The sequence below is a fragment of the Mesorhizobium oxytropidicola genome, assembly GCF_056174625.1.
In genome coordinates this window covers 3222153-3241177 of the sequence record NZ_CM149692.1, presented here as the reverse complement: position 1 = coordinate 3241177, position 19025 = coordinate 3222153, and the positions used below count along the sequence as shown (strand labels likewise).

At 63.6% G+C, this 19025-nt stretch carries 17 protein-coding genes and 1 pseudogene; 11 read left to right on the top strand and 7 right to left on the bottom strand.

The genetic code is table 11. The features are described 5' to 3' along the window. The first annotated feature begins 251 nt into the window (after positions 1-251). Positions 252-1298, top strand: a complete 1047-nt coding sequence (gene rsgA, locus AC0V8S_RS16145) for a ribosome small subunit-dependent GTPase A (RefSeq protein ID WP_475438635.1) — start codon at positions 252-254, stop codon at positions 1296-1298. A 217-nt stretch (positions 1299-1515) separates the two neighbouring features. On the opposite strand, the gene AC0V8S_RS16140 is transcribed toward rsgA, so the two are convergent. From AC0V8S_RS16140 to AC0V8S_RS16130, 3 genes are all read right to left on the bottom strand, one after another. Further along, a complete protein-coding gene (locus AC0V8S_RS16140) occupies positions 1516-2202 on the bottom strand; it encodes a hypothetical protein (protein ID WP_475438329.1) in 687 nt (228 codons plus the stop codon). 219 nt (positions 2203-2421) lie between these two features. Further along, the gene (locus tag AC0V8S_RS16135; protein WP_475438328.1) at positions 2422-3312 is read right to left on the bottom strand and encodes a hypothetical protein; all 891 of its coding nucleotides are present in this window, start codon (positions 3310-3312) and stop codon (positions 2422-2424) included. Between the two features lie 153 nt (positions 3313-3465). Next, the gene (locus AC0V8S_RS16130) at positions 3466-3996 is read right to left on the bottom strand and encodes a sterol desaturase family protein (RefSeq protein WP_475438327.1); all 531 of its coding nucleotides are present in this window, start codon (positions 3994-3996) and stop codon (positions 3466-3468) included. Positions 3997-4179: 183 nt separating this feature from the next. Between AC0V8S_RS16130 and AC0V8S_RS16125 the strand changes: the two genes are divergently transcribed. Beyond that, entirely contained in the window at positions 4180-4650 is a 471-nt protein-coding gene (locus tag AC0V8S_RS16125) for an NUDIX hydrolase (protein ID WP_475438326.1), read from the top strand. Positions 4651-4692: 42 nt separating this feature from the next. Here the strand turns inward: AC0V8S_RS16125 and AC0V8S_RS16120 are convergent, their stop codons facing one another. From AC0V8S_RS16120 to AC0V8S_RS16105, 4 genes and pseudogenes are all read right to left on the bottom strand, one after another. Then, on the bottom strand, positions 4693-5415 hold the full coding sequence (locus AC0V8S_RS16120) for a copper chaperone (RefSeq protein ID WP_475438325.1): 723 nt from the start codon (positions 5413-5415) through the stop codon (positions 4693-4695). Further along, on the bottom strand, positions 5415-5897 hold the full coding sequence (locus tag AC0V8S_RS16115) for a DUF7868 domain-containing protein (protein WP_475438324.1): 483 nt from the start codon (positions 5895-5897) through the stop codon (positions 5415-5417). The genes AC0V8S_RS16120 and AC0V8S_RS16115 overlap by 1 nt, the downstream gene beginning before the upstream one ends. A gap of 340 nt (positions 5898-6237) precedes the next feature. Then, positions 6238-6984, bottom strand: a pseudogene (locus tag AC0V8S_RS16110) (tyrosinase family protein); the annotation flags it as partial. Between the two features lie 155 nt (positions 6985-7139). After that, complete coding sequence (locus tag AC0V8S_RS16105) at positions 7140-8336, bottom strand: Gfo/Idh/MocA family protein (protein WP_475438323.1); 1197 nt, start codon at positions 8334-8336, stop codon at positions 7140-7142. 118 nt (positions 8337-8454) lie between these two features. Between AC0V8S_RS16105 and AC0V8S_RS16100 the strand changes: the two genes are divergently transcribed. The 9 genes from AC0V8S_RS16100 to AC0V8S_RS16060 all read left to right on the top strand — a co-directional run bounded on the left by AC0V8S_RS16100 (position 8455) and on the right by AC0V8S_RS16060 (position 19021). After that, positions 8455-9348, top strand: a complete 894-nt coding sequence (locus AC0V8S_RS16100) for a MurR/RpiR family transcriptional regulator (protein WP_475438322.1) — start codon at positions 8455-8457, stop codon at positions 9346-9348. A gap of 78 nt (positions 9349-9426) precedes the next feature. After that, positions 9427-10209, top strand: coding sequence for an SDR family oxidoreductase (locus AC0V8S_RS16095; protein ID WP_475438321.1), 783 nt, complete (start codon positions 9427-9429; stop codon positions 10207-10209). Continuing rightward, complete coding sequence (locus tag AC0V8S_RS16090) at positions 10206-11750, top strand: mannitol dehydrogenase family protein (RefSeq protein WP_475438320.1); 1545 nt, start codon at positions 10206-10208, stop codon at positions 11748-11750. Before AC0V8S_RS16095 ends, AC0V8S_RS16090 begins: the two co-directional genes overlap by 4 nt. A 35-nt stretch (positions 11751-11785) precedes the next feature. Further along, the gene (locus tag AC0V8S_RS16085; RefSeq protein ID WP_475438319.1) at positions 11786-12700 is read left to right on the top strand and encodes a sugar phosphate isomerase/epimerase family protein; all 915 of its coding nucleotides are present in this window, start codon (positions 11786-11788) and stop codon (positions 12698-12700) included. A 178-nt stretch (positions 12701-12878) separates the two neighbouring features. After that, positions 12879-13928, top strand: coding sequence for an ABC transporter substrate-binding protein (locus tag AC0V8S_RS16080; RefSeq protein WP_475438318.1), 1050 nt, complete (start codon positions 12879-12881; stop codon positions 13926-13928). Positions 13929-14166: 238 nt separating this feature from the next. Beyond that, positions 14167-15726 (top strand): sugar ABC transporter ATP-binding protein, encoded by a 1560-nt coding sequence (locus AC0V8S_RS16075; RefSeq protein WP_475438634.1) that lies wholly within the window; start codon positions 14167-14169, stop codon positions 15724-15726. Continuing rightward, positions 15723-16694: an ABC transporter permease gene (locus AC0V8S_RS16070; protein WP_475438317.1), complete on the top strand. Its 972-nt coding sequence runs from the start codon at positions 15723-15725 to the stop codon at positions 16692-16694. The genes AC0V8S_RS16075 and AC0V8S_RS16070 overlap by 4 nt, the downstream gene beginning before the upstream one ends. Positions 16695-16911: 217 nt before the next feature. After that, positions 16912-17892, top strand: a complete 981-nt coding sequence (locus tag AC0V8S_RS16065) for an ABC transporter permease (RefSeq protein ID WP_475438316.1) — start codon at positions 16912-16914, stop codon at positions 17890-17892. A 183-nt stretch (positions 17893-18075) separates the two neighbouring features. Continuing rightward, positions 18076-19021, top strand: a protein-coding gene (locus tag AC0V8S_RS16060) for an IS630 family transposase (RefSeq protein ID WP_183458765.1) whose coding sequence is annotated in 2 segments (ribosomal slippage) — positions 18076-18414 and positions 18416-19021 — 945 coding nt in all. Because the reading frame shifts where the segments join, the coding sequence is not laid out codon by codon here. Positions 19022-19025: the final 4 nt, after the last annotated feature.

The window sequence follows — 19025 nt, the reverse complement described above, 5'->3', positions numbered from 1 at the left end:
ACATCCGGCCAGCGCGGCTTGTCAAGAAAATGCGGACTTCGGCCTGGCGAGCCGCTTCTTGTCCTGAGGCTCTCCTGGGGATCAACGCGACAATCGAGGTCACTGACGGGTGAGCCCGGCCCTTTCGCCGTGAAATGCTTGCCAAATCCCGCCATGCCGCCCATACAACGGCTCGGGTGGATCGCCTGTCGAGAGGTCCGCGCCCCCCTCTTTTGCCAGAGATACTGTCCGATGCCTACGACGCCGTACCCTTGGTCGAAGCCGTGACGGCCTCCTCCCCCGCCCCGTCCCTATCGCTTGCCACCCTTGGATGGTCGGAGTTTTTCGGCGACCAGCTTGAACCGGGCGAGGCAAACCTCATCCCGGTCCGTATTGCCATGGTGCATCGAGATCGGCTGGGCGGCCTGTCCCAGACGGGACAAACCGACCTGTCTCTGGCGCCACAGGCCACCACCGGCGACTACGCCGTCGGCGACTGGGTGCTGGTCGAGCCGCATGATCAGCTTGTGAAGCGCCGCCTGACCCGCAAGACGGTGCTGGAACGCCGCACCCAGGGTGGCCGGGTGCCGCAGCTGGCCGCGGCCAATGTCGACACGCTGTTCATCGTCACCTCCTGCAATGCCGACTTCAACATCGCCCGGCTCGAGCGCTATCTGGCGCTGGCCAACGAGGCCGGAACGACACCGGTGATCCTGCTGACCAAGGCCGATACGGCTGAAGACGCCGAGGCGTACCAAAGCCAGGCCGCCGCGCTGCAGCGCGGCCTGGCCGTGGTGACGCTGAACCCGCGCATATCGGGCGCCGCGACCGCCCTCGCCGCCTGGTGCGGCGTCGGGCAGACGGTGGCGCTGATCGGTTCCTCCGGCGTCGGCAAATCGACACTGGTCAACACGCTGGCCGGATCGGCGCAGCAGGCGCCGCAGCAGACCGGAGCCATTCGCGAGCACGACGCCAAGGGACGCCACACCACCACGGCGCGGTCGCTGCATGCCATTGCCGGCGGCGGCTGGGTGATCGACACGCCGGGCATGCGCACGCTGCAGGTCAGCGATGTCGGCTACGGCATCGACACGCTGTTTGCTGAGATCACCGAACTGGCACCGCTGTGCAAGTTCCGCGACTGCACGCATGTGCATGAGCCGGGCTGCGCGGTGCAGGCTGCGTTGAAGGCCGGCACGCTCGATCCGGAGCGCCTTGCCCGCTGGCGCAAATTGTCCGACGAAAACACGCACAACACGCCGGTTCAAACAGGACCTCGCGGCGCCAAGTCCCCCGGCGGTCGTGGCAAACGGCGCTGAACGACCGCCCTACTGCCCTACTGCGGTCTTATGTAGCAAACGCACCAACTTCCCGCACGACCTAAAGGGTGGGTTCCCATAAAATCCGGGCATGGGGCAGCCTAGTTGGCGGCTATGGACATTCACGCAACGGAGCGGAACCTGAATAACAAGATAAGTCGGGGGGTTTCCCGCCGCGTTCCTCCTCCAGTGCCTAGAGGCTATCGAGGTGAAAGAATTACGACTTTAGATTGTTCTCAATATCTCTAATTGCATCTCTTATGGTCTGTATAAATCCGAAACTGGTTGAGGACGCCTTCAATCCTTGACGGAAAGCAGAATTTTCTTCTAGGGTAAACCGCCGGTACTCTAATACGTGCAAAAGAAAGGAGATCACGGTTGACCGCCGAACCTTTGTCATAGACGTCATAAAGTGAGGCAACTGAACAACAATCTCAAACTCTTTTTGGAGAGATTCCTCCAAATCACGGGATTTTTTAACACCGAGCGCCGCTACATGCTCAAAGAGCCCGTAGTGGCCGACCTCCTCCCGTAACGTGTTGCCCGTCATGTCTGCAATTTGTTTGGCTGCGCTATTCACGAGCCGACTTGAGTTTATGTAGGCGCCGAGATTTGCTTCGCTAACAAGCGGCAAATCAAGAAAGCCAGTCGGGGGATTGGGCGCGCTTTCGGCCGCAGACTTTTTGGCCTCCGTAGACGCTTCTAGCGCGGTGGGTTGCTGGGCTGATATTGCGCTAACAGCCTGCCGCTTATTGTCCCAATAGATAAGTGCTAGGCCGGCAAATATGACCGCGAACCCAAACCATATCGGAGGGTTTAACAGCCAGGCTATCATGAAGCCGACCCAGCCGATGCCGTGGGCAAGCGAAACGAGGAAGTCGACGTCACCGCCCAAGCTGACCAAGCGGCGAGCGGCCTCCCAAAGGAGAAAAAACCCGCCGATGATTTTCCGCCAGTGTCGCTCAGCCCACCCCATGGGCGGCAGGTAAGCAGGAATCCTTCCGGTTGTGGAGTCGCCACTTCTCCCGCAAGATGAATGCTTGTGCATTCTGGGGGGATTGGGATGCGGGTTCTATTCTTTGCGCTGTTCATGGTGCTAATTCCACAACTCGCCGCTGCCGCCTCACCACCAGAAAGCGGCGGGCAGGCAGAACAGGCTAGGCCCGAACAACACCAACAGACCCCCGCCACTTCGCCGCCAATAAGCCAACCGCCAGTCGAGAACGCCGACAAACCCGAAAACCCCAACCCACCCTGCGAGGCAGGACAAGACAATCGCAATTCCGACCTTTGCGCCCAGTGGAAGGCTGCGGACGCCGCCAAGGAGTCGGCCGATTGGACCATGCGCTCCTATTGGCTTGTGCTCGCTGGAACAATTGTCGGCGCATGTACCCTCATCGCTGCCGGTGCTGCTGCCAAGTTTGCTAGAGACGCTGCAATCCATACCGAAGCTGGGGCCAAGCAGGCCGAACGAAGCGCCAAGGCAGCGGAAGACGCTATCGTTGCCAGCCGCGAAATCGGTGAGGCTCAAGCCCGTGCCTACATCTCCGTTACCAAAGCTTGGTACGAAAACAACGCGAATGCGCTGCCCAAAATTATAATCCAAGTGCGGAATTCGGGCCAAAGCCCCGCATACGACCTGCAGGCGATCTATCGGCCCTGCACAGAGCCGATAAATGTTGAGCCACCCCTTAAACCCCTCAAGGTCAGTTCCTTTCCGTTGACTGATTTGTGGCCCGCTGGTGCCGATGAAATGTTGTCCTTCGGAGTTCATCCCGACGATGTTGTTGACCCGACTGGCAAGGGTGCGCCGGGGAAGAATTTCGCCATGGTCGAATTGATCCTTGAATATATGACGGTCTTTGACCGGCAGCGCGCGCGGATCGACATGGACACGGCAGTCAGATTGTTTATCCCCAATGTCCCAAAGTGGACTGGGCCTGACCTCAACCAGACCAAGCCGCCACGGCATCCCGTTGCTGTGATGACCAGTTTCACCGCTGGCTGGATTCATGAGTACCGGCGAACAGTGGGCAATGGCCGCCGAGTTATCAAGAAGGGCGAGCCAGACAAGAGAGCGGCACCGAGTAGCGCGATCACCGCGCCACCTTTGGTGCGTTTGCTACATAAGACCGCCCTACTGCCCTGCCGCCCTACTGCCCTGCCCTCAAAGCCGCGCCGTGCCGAAAATCCGATCCCAGAGCAGCGACGTCACGCCGAAATTGGCGTTGTCGTCGATATGGTGATGCACCGCGTGGCGGCGCTTGAGCGTGTAGAGATAGCTGGGATGGGCGGGATGCCAGTGATGGATCATGTGGTGGACTGAGATGTACCAGAGATAGCCCAGCATCAGCCCGCAGCCGACGGCGCTGGCAGTCGCGAAATCCGAGATCAGCCAAACGGGCAGTGCGATCAACGCATGCACGCCGAGACTGAGCCAGGTCGGCGTGCCCACCGGGCTGCGCTCCTCGACATGATGACGGTCGTGCAGATCCCTGATGTAGGGCACGTGATGAAGGACGAAGCGGTGCAGGACGTATTCGATCAACGTCCACAGGCCGAGACAGATCACCACCGTGCCGATCCATTCCGGCGCGCTCTCTTCCCCGGCCTCGATCAGCCCGGCCACCCCCAAAATGGCGATCACCAGCGGATAGACCACGAAGTCGCTGTAGTAGCCGATCAGACTGAGTTGCATTCCGGACGCCCACCTGATTCTCGACGCCGCCCAAAAAACGATGCTACCAGATTGCCGGACTCGCGGGTGAGGTGCAATGCAGATGCATCTGAAACAGCGTCGCAATTTCCCGGTGCAAGTTCGGCCCATCATCCCTGGAGAATCAGCCGATCTCGCACCGGCGCCGCAAACGGGCATGCAAAAATGGCAAAACGCAGTGCGGGCCTGCTGATTTATCGTCGAAACGATGGGGATATCCAGGTGCTTCTGGTTCATCCCGGCGGCCCGTTCTGGGCGAAGAAGGACGATGGCGCCTGGTCGATCCCGAAAGGCCTCGTCGACGAGGGCGAGGACGAACTGGCAGCCGCGCGGCGCGAGACCGGGGAAGAGCTCGGCATCACAATCGACGGCCCCTTCGCGCGCCTCGGCGACTACAAGCAGCCGGGCGGCAAGATCGTCATCGCCTGGTCCGTCGAGGCCCAAGCCGAGATCGATGTCGCCACCATCAAGAGCAACAGTTTCACCATGGAATGGCCGCCGCGGTCCGGGTCGATGAAGGAATTTCCGGAGGTCGACAGAGCCGGTTGGTTCAGCCGACCCGAGGCCGAGGTCAAGATCCTTGTCGGGCAGCGCCCCATGCTGGCTGACTTGGCGAGGCAATTGGATGCCGGGTGACTTTTCATTTGTTCCCGGCTTGTTAGATCAAGGCCGCCACTTCTATCGAAAAACCAGACCCGATCGGCCGGGCCTTGGTTGCCTGGTCCGTTCGATGGCGACGAGAAGCGCGCCCGCTGCCATCAACGGCAAATGGGCATCGGCAAGGCAGAGCGGCAAAAGCATCAGCGCCCAGCAGGTCGCCACGCACCAGCAGGCCAGGGTGAGGCCGAACAGCAGCGGATCGGTGAACGCCGCCACGCCGAAGATCGACAGCCGCGGACGCAAGTGACATCGGGCAAGGCAACGTGCCCGTGCCGGACTGACCTGCCAGGCCAGGCCTGCCGCGGCAACCACCAACCCGGCGCCCAGTTCCGAGCCCGTCGAGCCGTGCAGGAGGTAGGCCGTCAAGATCAGGAACACACAGACGACCGTCCAGATTGACAGATAGCCGGCGATGAAGAGCAGGATCGCTCGCCAGCGATGCCGTGACAGGGAGCGATACCACAAATGCAGAAATGGTCCGGCGAGCGCCGGCGCCATCATCGCGATCACCATCAGCACCGATCCAGCAGCGAGCGCCGGCCAGCCGACTGTTTGTATCGCGAATTCGAGAGCGAACACGCCTTGAGGAATTGTGGCGTTGGGCGGACCGCCGCACAGCAGCGGCAGCGCGACATGAAGCCGGTCACCCCCAACAATCAGCAGCCAAGCACACAGGCTGACGCTCCAGAGCAGAAGCCCGAGCGGGCCGAAACCGCGTGCCTGGAGCCATTGTCTCAGCATCAGCTCGACTGACGATAGATGCTGACGCGCTTGATCGAGACCCCTCCCACTCCGACGGAACTCACCGGCACGAACAGCACGGACAGATTGCTGAGGTCGGCATTGCCGGACAGATGCAGCCGGTCGATTGTGTCGGTGATCTCCAATACTTTCGTCATTCCCGAACCGCCATGCGGTTTGGCCATGTTCGTCGCGGCGCGCGCTCCAAACAGCGACACCACCCCTGCCCGGTTATCGGGATGCGCCGCCGGGTCGGCGCCTTCGGGCAGCCCGACATAGACGTCGAACACGGCGGCATTGTTGTCGCTGGTGATATTCTCCAGGTTGAGAAACACGCGGTCCGGTTCAGGGACAGGCCGCGCCGCGAACTCGTTCAGCTTGAAGCTGTTGGTGACTTTGCGGGCGGTCGGCTTGTCGACCTTGATTGTCGTTGACGTCGGCGCGTTGGAGAGCGTGACGGCCTTGGCGTTGGCGCCAAGCAATTCGACGAGCCACGGAACTGACCTCCGGACCTGCAACGCCTTGGGCGCCTGGTATCATCGCACTCAACGTTCTCAGCCTGATGCCGAGGCGCTGTTGCCCGGCAAAGGGATCGCTGATGTCTTCATAGACATAGTTGAGCCCTGGTGCGGTTGTGTCGAGCATATCTTTCGGCGCAAATCGTTTGCGCGTTCCATCGGGCTGCGGAAGAATGAACTTGTGCCGCCCGGCCGGGCCATTGAGCCATGAGGAGAGGGTCGGGTTCTTGTGACGCGCGTCACGCTTGCGCCAGACCTCCCACAGCCGGTCGATATTGGCATGGTGCAGCCAGAAGATGGGATCGAGCCCTGCCGTCTCCGGCATCGACATGAGGCCCGCGAAACGCCAGTCGTTTGGGTCTTGACCGGCCTGGCTTCCGCCCACTCGCCCATGCACCACATCATGCGGCACCTGCTCGAGCCAGCCTTCGTGATCGCGATCCGCGTCATGCTGGAACGGCGTGCGCACACCGCCAAAGCCGGGTGAACCGTTGGTGACGCCCTCGAACTGCCCATCGGTCAGCGCGGTCTTGGTATCCACGTCCTGTGGCCGGATGACCACCACGCCGTCGCCGCGGCCATAGCGTCGTTTGTCAAACAGCGGATTGTCGCCACCATCGGGCCAGACGTTCTTTGCGAAAGCTTCAGGAAGAGCGCGGGGGTTGGCGACGGCCTTGCTGTTGTAGTCCCAGTAAGGCAGCGCCCAGTCCGTCGGCGCGCCGGGCAATTTCTCGATGGCGGCGCGGACAATGGCTTCAAAAGCCGCGAGATAGCCGCGGTGCCAGGGGACGAAATACCAGCCATGATGCTGACACTGGCCTTGATCCTGGTTCTTGAATTCAGGCGTCTGCGGCAGGTGTTCGGCAGGTTTGAGCCAGCCGAACTCACGCCAGATCTGTTCTTCGATACCGTGGATTGCAGCAAGATATCGCCAACTGGTGACATCCGGGAAGGGCCGCGCCTTAAGGGCCTGCACGCCACGAGCATACCACAGCAAAACAGGATCCCAGGGCTGCGCAAGACTCCAGACGTTTCGCCGAATTCGAGCCATCGTCTCCCCCTTTGTTTAGCTATGGAGAGTATATGGCAAAACGCGATCCGAATCCATTTGAATCCAACTTCCCCGCGACAGTAATTCCGGCGGGGTTTCTTCACCGAAGGGCCTGCTGAATGGACCTGTCCCGATTCCATCGGGATGGAAAGGCCCTAGTGTCCGTTGACCGTAAACCTTGCCGCCGTCCACGCCCCGCCCGCCGCGTTCGACTCCACCGCTGCGGCGACAAACTTCACACCCCGCGCGCCGTCGACCACATCCGGCACCTGCGCGGCCCTTGCTGCATCCACCACCCCACCGGACCGATGCGCCCGAATAATATCCGCGGCGTCGCGGTAGAAATTGGCGAAGGCCTCGATATAGCCTTCGGGATGCGCCGCCGGCATTCGCGATACGCGCCGGGCCTCCGCCGTCGAACCATGGCCGCCGCGCACCAGCGTGCGGGTTTCCTCGCCATAGGGCGAAAAGCGCAGTTCCTCCGGCCGACCGCCCGACCATTCCAGCCCGGCCTTGTCGCCATAGATGCGCACGGAGAGATCATTGTAGTGGCCGGGCGAGGTCTGGCTGGCCAGGATCGTGCCGCGCGCTCCATCCGTCCAGCGCACCATCACATGCGCATTGTCGTCGAGCCGGCGCCCAGGCACGGCGGTGAACAGGTCGGCCGACACCGCCTCGGCCTCGCGGCCGGAAATATAGCTCGCCAGATTAAAAGCATGCACGCCGATATCGGCCAGCACCGCAGACTGCCCTGCCCGCGCCGGATCGGTGCGCCACTCCGCCTGCTTCTGGCCCTCGGCGTCAATCGGCCTGGTCAGCCAGTCCTGGATATAGGCGCCATGCACCGACACGATCCGGCCGAGCTCGCCCGCCGCCACCATCTCGCGCGCCTGCCGCACCATGGCGTAGCCGGTGTTGTTCAGCGTGACGACGAAGCGGCGGTTTTTCGCCTTCGCCAGCGCCACGAGCGCCTCGGCGTCGCTGAGCGTGGTCGACAGCGGCTTGTCGCAGATCACGTCGATGCCGGCCTCGAGGAAGGCGGTGGCGATCGGCGCGTGCAGATGATTGGGCGTGACGATGACGACCGCCTCGATACCGTCAGGCCGCACGGCCTCCGCCAGCGCCATGGCATGGTAATCGGCATAGCTGCGTTCCGGCGCGATACCGATCTCGGCGGCGGAAGCGGCGGCATTTTCAGGGTCGGAAGACAGCGCGCCGGCCACCAGCGCGATCTGGTCGTCGAGGCGCATGGCGAGCCGATGCACCGCGCCGATGAAGGCATTGCGGCCGCCGCCGACCATGCCGACCCTGAGCCGCTTGCCCGCCGACCCATCCGACGTTGCGTAGACCATGTTTTCTCCTCCGGGCAGATCATTGGCGACGCGCCAAGCCTCTAGCTCGGCTACCACTTTCGAACACGATTTCCAATTTCCATATTGTAATACGATCGTGCCGCGCTAGCCTGAGATCATGAGTGGGGCGGGCAAATCATCGGGACGATCTCTCAGCGACGAGGCGGCGACGCGCAAGCGTGGGCGCTCGCTGGCGGCGTTGGGCTATATCCAGCCGCAAACCTATGAGGAACTGCGCGCGGTGCTCTCCTCCGGCACCGTGCATTTTCCCAAGCGTCTGCGCCAGGTGGCGATCTTCATGTGGCAGCATCCGAGCGATGTCGCGCTCGGCACCATCGCACAGGTGGCCGCGCAGGCCGGCGTGCAGCCCTCGACGCTGGTGCGTTTCGCCCAGATCTTCGGCTATTCCGGCTTTTCCGATTTCCAGGGCCTGTTCAAGGAGCACGTCAAGGGCTCGTGGCCCGAAGCGCGCGGCGAGCCGCGCACCGAAGCCGAGCCCCATGCCGCCATGCATTTCCTGCATGGCATGGTCGGCGCCTCGCAGGCTTCGCTTGGCCGCATCGAGGCCGGCTTCGATGTCGAGCGTTTCGAGACGATGGTGACACTGCTGGCGACCGCCGACCTGATCTATGTCATCGGCTCCAAACGTGCCTTCCCGGTCACCGCCTATCTGTCGCTGACGCTGTCGCAGCAAGGCGTGCGCAATGTGCTGGTCGACAATGTCGGTTCGTCCGCGCTCGACCAGGTCGGCTGCATCGGCGGCCGAGATGCCGTGCTGGCCGTCTCCTTCAGCCCCTACAATTCGATCACGCCCGACCTCGTCGCCGTGGCGCATGAGCGCAAGGCCCGCATCGTCACCATCACCGACAGCACCTTCAGCCCGCTGATCCCTTTGTCGGACAGCTGGCTGGAAGTGGTGGAATCCGACTTCGCCGGCTTCCGCTCGCTGGCGGCATCGCTGGCGGTCGGCATGGCGCTGGCCCAAGGCGTCGCGGCACGGCGTGGCACATAAGGTGATGCTGGCACAATTGACTATCGGGAATTGCCGTTCCATATTTCGAAAAATAGAAACTTTGTTCCGGGAGGAGGAATGGAGCTTCATCTCAGAGGCAAGGTCGTGCTGGTCACCGGCGCGACGCAAGGCATCGGCCGCGCCATCGCCGAGACGCTCGCGCGCGCCGGCGCCGGCGGGCTGCTGATCACCGGACGCGACGGTAAACGCGGCGATGCCGTGGCGGCGGAACTGTCGGCAACCGGCACGCCGACCATCTTCGTTGCCGCCGACCTTGGAGACCCGCAAACCCCTGCCCTTCTGGCGCAGGCCTGTATCGAGCGCTTCGGCCGCGTCGACGGCCTGGTCAACGCCGCCGGCCTGACCGACCGCGCCTCCTTCCTCGATGCCAGCCTCGACGACTGGGCCTCGCTGTTCGCCGTCAATGCGCGCGCGCCGTTCTTCCTGATGCAGGCTGCCATCGCCGACATGAGGAAGCGCGGGGAGCCCGGCGCCATCGTCAACATCCTGTCGATCAACGCCCATTGCGGCTCGCCTGAGCTTGCCGTCTATTCCGCCACCAAGGGCGCGCTGGCGACGCTGACCAAGAACGCTGCCAACGCCCACCGCTTCGACCGCATCCGCGTCAACGGCATCAATGTCGGCTGGACCGACACGCCGGCCGAACGGGTGATGCAGTCAGAGACGCTCGGCCACGGCCCCGGCTGGCTCGACGCCGCCAACGCCGCGCAGCCTTTCGGCAGGCTGCTGTCGCCAAATGACATCGCCAACCTTGCCGTCTTCCTGCTTTCCGACGCGGCCGGCCCGATGACCGGCGCCGTGATCGATCAGGAGCAGTCGGTGATCGGAGCGAACCGGTGAACGCCGCTTCGGCATCGCCGGAAACACTCGGGCCGGACCTGCTGGACCGGCTTCCAGCCGCTGTCCAGACACCTGGATATGACCGGAAAACCCTCGCACCCGGCATGGCGCATCTCGGCGTCGGCGCGTTCCACCGCTGCCACCAGGCCGAATACACCGACGATTTGCTCGCGCTCCAGTTCGACCGCTGGGGCGTTGTCGGCATCAACATCCGCCCACCTCACCTCGCCGAAACGCTTGGCCGGCAGAGTGGGCTCTACACAAGGCTGATCCGCGAAAACAGCCACATCGAAGCCCGCGTCATCGGCAGCATCGTGAAGGTGGTGGACAGCCAGGACAGCGCCGCGCCGGCGCTCGGCGTGCTCTCCTCATCCGACATCGAACTGGTGACGATGACGGTGACCGAAAAAGGCTATTGCCACATCCCGTCGAGCGGCGCGCTCGATCTCGATCATCCGGACATCGTCCATGATCTCGCCAACCCGCAAGCGCCGCGTAGCGTGCCCGGTATTCTCGCCCGGGCGCTGGAGCTGCGCCGGGCCACGCATGGCCGGTCGATGACGCTGCTCTCCTGCGACAACATCCCGACCAACGGCACCATCCTGGAAACTGCCGTGCGGAGCTTTGCCGAACGGCGCGGCAATGGTCTTGCCGAGTGGATCGCGGCCAACGCCGCCTTCCCGTCCGCTATGGTCGACCGCATCGCGCCGGCGGTGACGCAGAATGACCTCGACAGCGTCGAGCAATGGTTCGGCTACCGCGATGGCGCCGTCGCCGTCGGCGAGCCGTTCCGGCAATGGGTGATCGAGCATAAATTCGCCGGCCGCATGCCGCGCTGGGATCTCGTCGGGGCGACCTTCGTCGACGACGTCACGCCGTTCGAGCATCTCAAGATGCGGGTGCTGAACGGCGCCCAGACGACACTGGCCACGCTCGGCGTGCTGGCCGGCCTCGAACACACTTTCGATGCCATCGCCGACCCGCTGCTGTCGGTCTTCATCAGGCGCATGCTGGTCGAGGAAACGCTGCCGACGCTGATGCCGGTGCCCGGTGTCCTGCCTCTCGCCTATGTCGAGCAAAGCCTCGGCCGCTTGAAGAACACGGCGATCCGCCACCGCAACCACCAGATCGCCACCGACGGTTCGCAAAAGATCGTCCAGCGCCTGCTCAACCCGATCCGCGACCGTTTGCGGCAGGACAAGAGCATCGGCCTGCTGTCGGTGCCGGTTGCCGGCTGGATGGCCTATCTGATCCTGGCCTCGGCGCGCTTCGGCAAACGCTGGCCGGTGTCGGACCCCTATGCCGGCAAGGTTGCTGATATCGCCGACGCAACCGGCCACGATGCGCCGGCGCTGGCCTCCGCCATCCTGGCGATCGATACGATTTTCGATCCCGGCCTTGCCGCGAACGAGACATTCCGCGCGACCGTCACATCGGCGCTGGATGGATTGCTTTCGGACGATCCGATGGCGGCTGTCCGGCACAGTCTGGAACAAGATGAGATCGCAAGGTTGAAACGATCCAAACAATCGTCATTATGAACATCGGCCGTGAAGCCACGACCAGGGGAGGCACTATGAAACTTGGACTGCTCACCGCGCCCTTCGCGGAGACGCCGCTTGGCGAGGTTGCCAACTGGGCAGGCTCTGCCGGCTTCGAGGCGCTGGAAATCGCCTGCTGGCCGAAAACGTCTGGCGCGACCCGACGCTATGCCGGCACCAGCCATATCGACGCTGCCTCGACCTCCGTCACGCAGGCGAAAGAAATCGTCGCCTCGCTGACGGAAAAGAACCTCACCGTTTCCGGTCTTGGCTACTATCCCAACCCGCTGCATCCCGATGCCGCGCACCGCGAGGCGGTGATCGGCCATCTGAAGAAGGTGATCGTGCTGGCCGCCAATATGGGCGTGCCCGTGGTCAACACTTTCTGCGGCGGCGATGCCTCGAAGACCGTCGACGTCAACTGGCAGGACGCGCTGAAAGTCTGGCCCGAAATCGTCGCTTTTGCACGCGACCACGGCATCAAGCTTGCCTTCGAGAACTGCCCGATGATCTTCAGCTATGACGAATGGCCGGGCGGGCACAACATCGCCTATTCGCCACAGGTCTGGCGCCGCATCCTGGAAGCCTGGGGTGGCGAGGTCGGCATGAATTTCGACCCCTCGCATCTGGTCTGGCAGATGATCGACCAGGCCCGTTTCATTAGGGAGTTCGGCCCCTACATGCTGCACGTCCACGCCAAGGATTTGATAATTGATCATGATGGTTTGTACGAGCGCGGAATCCTCTCGGCCGGGATAGGCTGGCAGGTGCCGCGCATGCCGGGGCTGGGCGATGTCGACTGGAGCGGCTTCTTCTCCGGCCTCTACCGCGCCGGCTATGACGGATCGGTCATCATCGAACACGAGGACAGGCGATTTGAAGGCAGCGACGAGCAGGTGAAGCGTGGTTTCCTGCTCGCCCGCGACGTTCTGCGTCCGTTCGTCAAGTGAGGAAAGGAGCATGTCGCCCAAAAGTGCCCAGCGGTTTTGGGGCAACGACATGCCCAGGGAAAGCATGTCGGCAACGACATGCGGAGGACAACGAGTTGAGCTGCCTGAATCTCTTTGTGAGCGACACGGTTCAACGACTTGGAACTGAAACTGAAAAACAATGTGGAGGAAGACTGAAATGAAGAAAATCCTGACCATGGTCCCGCTGCCCACCATTCCACTGCTTGCGGGTGCTGCCTTGCTGGCCTCGGTGGGCGTCTCGGCCGCCGCCGGCAAATACACGATCGGCATTTCCAACACCGTGCAAGGCAATGGCTGGCGCGAGGAGATGGTGTGCGCCATGAAGGCGCAGGCGCTTGCCTCCGGCGAGGTGGCAAAGCTCAACATCGCCCACCGCAACACCGATGCCGCCGGCCAGTTGGAAGACATCCGCAACCTGATCAGCGCCAAGGTTGACGCCATCGTCGTCAACCCCGCCGATCCGGCCGGCATCAAGGCGGGCCTGGAGGAAGCCACAAAGGCCGGCATCGTCGTCGTCGCCGTCGACCAGGCGGTCACCGAACCGTCGGCCTACATCATCTCCAACAACCAGGAGGAATATGCCTATCTCGGCGCCAAATGGCTGTTCCAGCAGATGGGCGGCAAGGGCGAGGTGTTTTACATGCGCGGCGCCGCCGGCGCTTCCGCCGACTCTGACCGCGACAAAGGCTTCAAGAAGGCGCTGGCCGAATTCCCCGACGTGAAGGTCGCGCAGGAAGTCTTCACCGGCTGGCAGCAGGACCAGGCCAAGCAGCAGATCCTCTCCTTCCTGTCGACCGGAACGCCGATCAACGGCATCTGGACGTCCGGCATCGACAACGTCATCGTCGACGCGCTGGTGGAATCGCAGGCGCCGCTGGTGCCGATCGTCGGTGCCGACAATGCCGGCTTCGTCGGCCAGCTGAGCTCGGTCAAGGGCCTCGTCGGCGCTGCCGTCACCAACCCCGGCTCGATCGGCGGTGCGGGTGTGACGCTGGCGCTGCAGATCCTCGACGGCAAGAAGCCGGCCCAGCAGACCGTGCTGGTGCAGCCGCAGCTCTGGGAAAACGCCACCGAGGAAGGCAAGGCCAAGCTGAAGGCCGCCGCCGACCCGTCGCTCAGCCCCGAATGGCCGGTCTCGATCTCGATCCCGGACTGGACGACGTATACCAAGGACCAGATCGTGGCGTGCAAGGGGCCTGGGGAGTAAGGGCTGGGCGCGCTTCTTCCTTCTCCCCTTGTGGGAGAAGGTGGCCTCGCGAAGCGAGGTCGGATGAGGGGTGCTCCAGGGAATGCCGACGTCTCACTCCGCTGGAACACCCCTCATCCGTCTCGGCGCTACGCGCCGATCCACCTTCCCCCACAAGGGGGAAGGGAAAGTCGCCGCTTCGTCCGACTTGCCGCACCACCGCAGAGATCGAGAACCACAAATTTTGACAACAAACCCGTTGCCGCAAAGCCCCCTCCTCGACGCCTCCGGTGTCGCCAAGAACTATGGCGCGGTTGCAGCGCTCCGCAACGCGTCGCTCTCCGTCCTGCCCGGCGAAGTCCACGCTTTGATGGGCGCCAATGGCGCCGGCAAGTCGACACTGGTAAAAATCCTGACCGGGGCGATCTCGGCCAATGCCGGGCGCATCCTGATCCGGGGCGAGGCGCGCGACATCCGCTCGCCCGCCGCCGCCCGCCGCGCCGGCCTGCTGCCCGTCTACCAGGAGCCGTCGCTGATCCCCGATCTCGACGTTCTGTCCAATCTGCGGCTGACCGGCACGCCGGTCGAGCCGTTCCGCGCCTGGGTGCGCGAACTCGGCATAGCCGACCTCGATTTGCGCGACACCGCGCGCGACATTCCGCTGGCTGTGCTGCGTGTGCTGGACCTGGCGCGCGCTCTGGCCGTCGAGCCCGACGTGCTGCTGCTCGACGAGATGACGGCCGCGCTCCCCGCCAACCTCGCTGAAAAGGTGCTGGAAGTGGTGCGCCGCCAGGGCGATGCCGGCCGCGCCGTGATCTTCATCTCGCACCGTTTCGTCGAAATATCGGCGCTCTGCGACCGCGCCACCGTGCTGCGCGACGGCGAGACCGTCGGCGTCGTCGACATTGTGCCCGGCGTCGAGGAAAAGATCGTCGAGCTGATGCTCGGCACACGCATCGTCAAGACCCACGTCGCCGCCCGCAGTGCCGCCGAGAAGGCAGCGCCCGCCCCTGCCCGGCCGCGTCTGGCCGTGCACAATTTGCGCGTCGGCACCAAGCTCAACGACGTCTCCTTCGATCTCAGGGATGGCGAAGTCGCCGGCGTCGTGGCGCTGGAAGGCCAGGGCCAGGACGAGCTGTTCGCGGCGCTTGCCGGTTCGATCCGGCCCTCGGGCGGCACGATCGAGGTCGACGGCAGCCCAGTGAAATTTTCGCACCCGATCGACGCCATCCGCGCGGGGATCGCCTATGTGCCGGGCGACCGTTCCGAGGCGCTCGCCATGCAGCGCTCGGTGCGTGAAAACATCGCGCTGCCCTTCAGCGCCGCCTTGCGCAATTGGGGGCCGATCAACATGCGCAAGGAGCGCGCCACCGTGCTCAGCGCCATCGAGCGGCTGCAGATCGACACCCGCGCCCAGGGCGAAGTGCAGCGCCTGTCCGGCGGCAACCAGCAGAAGGTGACGATTGCCCGCTGGATCGCGGCGGACGCCCGCACCATCCTGTGCTTCGACCCGACGCGCGGCATCGATGTCGGCACCAAGCAGGAGATCTACAAGCTGCTGCGCGAGCTCGCCGGCCACGGCAAGTCGGTGCTGTTCTACACCTCGGAACTGGAAGAGGTGCAGCGCGTCTGCGACCGCGTTATCGTCATCTTCGGCGGCCGATTGGTCGACATTTTTCCGGTCGAGGAGGCCGACGAGCCGGCGCTGATGCGCGCCGCCTACGGCTTGCCGCGCGGCGCCAAGGCCGATATCGGCATTCTGGCGGCCCCCACCGCCTCCGATGCGCCCTCTTCCGACGCCTTGGGAACGACGCCATGAACCATTTCCTGCGCCGCCAGGGCTGGGTCATTGGCCTGTTCGCCCTGCTCATCTTGCTGTTCATCGCCACCAGGATCATCCAGCCCGGCTATGGCAGCGGCGATTTCGGCTCGCTGGCGCGCGCCGTTCTGCCCTACGCCTTTGCCGTTGCCGCGCAGACGGTTGTGGTCATCGCCGGCGGCATCGACCTGTCGGTCGCCGCCATGATGGCGCTGACCAGCGTCACCGCCGCCTCGATGATGGCGGGTGCTTCCGAAGAATACGCGCTGTTCGTGGTGCCCTTCGTGCTCGCCATGGGTCTTGTCCTCGGCGCGCTCAATGGCCTGTTGATCGTCGTCACCCGCGTGCCTGACATTGTCGTCACGCTCGCCATGCTGTTCGTGCTGCAAGGTGCCGCCCTTCTGGTGCTCGACGCGCCGGGCGGCGCCGCTGCCGAATGGCTGAAGGCGCTGATCTCGGGCACCGTGCCGATCCCCGGCCTGCCCGACGCCATCGACGCCTGGCTGCCCAAGGCGCTGCTGGTGCTGATCGTCTGCCTCTGCGTCATCTGGATCCCGCTCCGGCGCTCGCGCCTTGGCCTCTCCATCTACGCCATCGGCTCGAGCGAACTGGCGGCGTTCCGCTCAGGCGTGCCGGTCAAGCGCACCCGCATCATCGCCTATGCGCTGTCGGGCCTGTTCGCCGCCTTTGGCGGGCTGGCGCTGACCATGAGCACCGGCATCGGCGCACCCATCCCCGGCCCCTATCTCTTGGCCAGCGTCGCCGCCGTCGTGCTGGGCGGCGTCGCGCTCGGCGGCGGCAAGGGCGGCCTGCTCGGCCCCATCGTCGCCGTCTTCGTGCTGCGCCTGGTGCGCACCGACCTGACCCTGCTCGCCATCGACCCCAACGTCACCGCCATCATCGAAGGCGCCATCATGGTGGCCGTGGTGATGTTCGGCGCGTTTATCACGATGCGGGGGCGGCAATGAGCGAAAGTAGCGCTCTACGGCGCCCCCCTCTGTCCTGCCGGACATCTCCCCCACAAGGGGGGAGATTGGCGGCTTTGGCGCCCCACTCTTTTCAGCAACGTTGGAGATTGGCGAAAGCCGCGACAACAGCCAATCTCCCCACAAGTGGGGGAGATGGCCGGCAGGCCAGAGGGGGGCGCCGTAGAGCACAATCCTCCCAGAACATCGGGCAAAACCCATGAGCACCACCGCGATCACCCCCGTCCCCATCGGCCGCCGCGTAAAACGCTTCATGGCCGACCGGCCGCTCGTCCCGCTGGTCATCCTGCTGGTCATCCTGGTGGTGATCCTGCAGATCCTGCGCCCCGGCATCGTCAACGAGCGCTGGATCGCCAACACGATAAAGTTCGCCATTCCGCTGGCCATCCTCGCCGGCTGCCAGACCATGACCATGCTGACCGGCGGCATCGACCTCTCGGTCGGCACGGTGGCGACGATGAGCGCCTTCATCATGGCGACGCAAATCGTCAACCAGGACCCTTCTATCGCCTTCCTGCTGGCGATGATGCCGGCGGTGCTGATCGGCCTCGTCAACGGCATCGGCGTTGGCGTCTTCCGCGTCCACCCGCTGATCATGACGCTGGGCACCAGCCTGATCGGCACCGGCTGCCTGCAGGTCTACCAGCGCACGGTGATCGCGTCGGGCGCGAAAATCCCCGACTTCCTCGCCTGGCTCGGCACCGGGGTCACCTGGGGCTTCCCCAACGCCTTGCTGCTGTTCGTGCCGCTGGCAGCCCTCATCGTCTTCACGCTGGCCCGCACCGGCTTCGGCCGCCTGCTCTACGCCGTCGGCGACAATGAGCGCGCCACCCGCCTCTCCGGCGTGCAATACTGGCAGGTCATCACAGCACTCTACGTCACATCGAGCCTGCTCGCCGGCATCACCGGCCTGCTCTATATCGGCCTGATCAAGGCCCCATCGCTCTCGCTCGCCGAACCCCTCGTCCTGCCCTCGGTCGCCGCCGCCGTCATCGGCGGCACCTCCATCTTCGGCGGCCGCGGCGGCTACACCGGCACCATCATCGGCGCCCTCATCCTCACAGTGCTGACGACACTGCTGACGATTTTGCAGATGCCGGAGGGGGCAAGGCGCATCCTGTTCGGACTGATCGTGCTGTTCGTGACGGCGGCGTATTTGCGGATTGTGGAGGAAAGATAGACGGGTGAGCTGGCTGGCCGCAGTGGGGCCGACAGCAGAACTGCCGCTTTGCGGAAGCTGACGCGGTAGAGCATGACCCCGGTCTTCGGTCGCAATTTAGAGCGGTTCGCGTTTTGTCTGAATCGGGATTCCCAAGACTGAGCAAATCAGATTCGATGTTCTGACCGTTGGAGGTCGGGACAGATGGCCAAGCCTTATTCGATGGATTTGCGGGAACGGGCGTTGGCTCGCCTTGAAGAAGGCGAGACGAGCCGAGAGGTGGCCGCGGCACTGAAGGTGGCAGTTTCGAGCGTGATCAAGTGGGCGGCGCGCAAGCGTCGGCTGGGCAGTGCGGCACCCGGCAAGATGGGCGGTCATCGACCCTATCTGATTGACGGGGAGCATCGTGCCTTCGTCCTGAGCGAGGTCGAGCGGGATGCCAACATAACGCTTCATGAATTGACGGCCGCACTGGCTGACCGGGGTCTCATCATCCACCCTGCCAGCGTCGGTCGCTTCCTGCATCGCGAGGGCAAGAGTTTTAAAAAAAACCGTTCTGCCGGCTGAGCAACTCAAGCCAAAGCTGATGCGTCGGCGGACGCAATGGATGCGCTATCAGACCCGCATTGACCCAACGCGCCTGGTCTTCCTGGATGAAACGTGGGTCAAGACCAACATGGCGCCGTTGCGCGGCTGGGGTGTGCGCGGCAAGCGGCTGATGGCTCACGCGCCATATGGTCATTGGAAGACGATGACCTTCATCGCCGCACTGCGGCATGATCGGGTAGAGGCGCCTTGGGTCATTGACGGACCCATCAATGCGCAGGCCTTCCGTGTCTATGTCGAAACCGAACTCATCAAGACCCTGAAGCCGGGTGACATCGTCATTCTCGACAATCTCGGATCTCACAAGGGCCAAGCCGTCCGCGACATCGTCAGGGCCGCCGGTGCGCGGCTCTTCTTCCTGCCGCCTTACAGTCCAGATCTCAATCCAATCGAGAAGCTCTTCGCCAAGCTCAAGCACTGCATGCGACGTGCCGCCAAGCGAAGCATCCAGGCCGTACACAGCGCCATCGCCAGCACCCTCGACGTCGTCACCTCAAATGAATGTAACAACTACATCGAAAGCGCCGGATACAAGTCAACCTAAATGC

Excerpts from the sequence above, each read along its gene's own strand:
- AC0V8S_RS16135 (WP_475438328.1), bottom strand. The coding sequence starts at position 3,312 with ATGAATCCAGCCAGCGGTGAAACTGGTCATCACAGCAACGGGATGCCG.
- AC0V8S_RS16130 (WP_475438327.1), bottom strand. The coding sequence starts at position 3,996 with ATGCAACTCAGTCTGATCGGCTACTACAGCGACTTCGTGGTCTATCCG.
- AC0V8S_RS16125 (WP_475438326.1), top strand. The coding sequence starts at position 4,180 with ATGGCAAAACGCAGTGCGGGCCTGCTGATTTATCGTCGAAACGATGGG.
- AC0V8S_RS16120 (WP_475438325.1), bottom strand. The coding sequence starts at position 5,415 with ATGCTGAGACAATGGCTCCAGGCACGCGGTTTCGGCCCGCTCGGGCTT.
- AC0V8S_RS16105 (WP_475438323.1), bottom strand. The coding sequence starts at position 8,336 with ATGGTCTACGCAACGTCGGATGGGTCGGCGGGCAAGCGGCTCAGGGTC.
- AC0V8S_RS16100 (WP_475438322.1), top strand. The coding sequence starts at position 8,455 with ATGAGTGGGGCGGGCAAATCATCGGGACGATCTCTCAGCGACGAGGCG.
- AC0V8S_RS16095 (WP_475438321.1), top strand. The coding sequence starts at position 9,427 with ATGGAGCTTCATCTCAGAGGCAAGGTCGTGCTGGTCACCGGCGCGACG.
- AC0V8S_RS16085 (WP_475438319.1), top strand. The coding sequence starts at position 11,786 with ATGAAACTTGGACTGCTCACCGCGCCCTTCGCGGAGACGCCGCTTGGC.
- AC0V8S_RS16080 (WP_475438318.1), top strand. The coding sequence starts at position 12,879 with ATGAAGAAAATCCTGACCATGGTCCCGCTGCCCACCATTCCACTGCTT.
- AC0V8S_RS16070 (WP_475438317.1), top strand. The coding sequence starts at position 15,723 with ATGAACCATTTCCTGCGCCGCCAGGGCTGGGTCATTGGCCTGTTCGCC.
- AC0V8S_RS16065 (WP_475438316.1), top strand. The coding sequence starts at position 16,912 with ATGAGCACCACCGCGATCACCCCCGTCCCCATCGGCCGCCGCGTAAAA.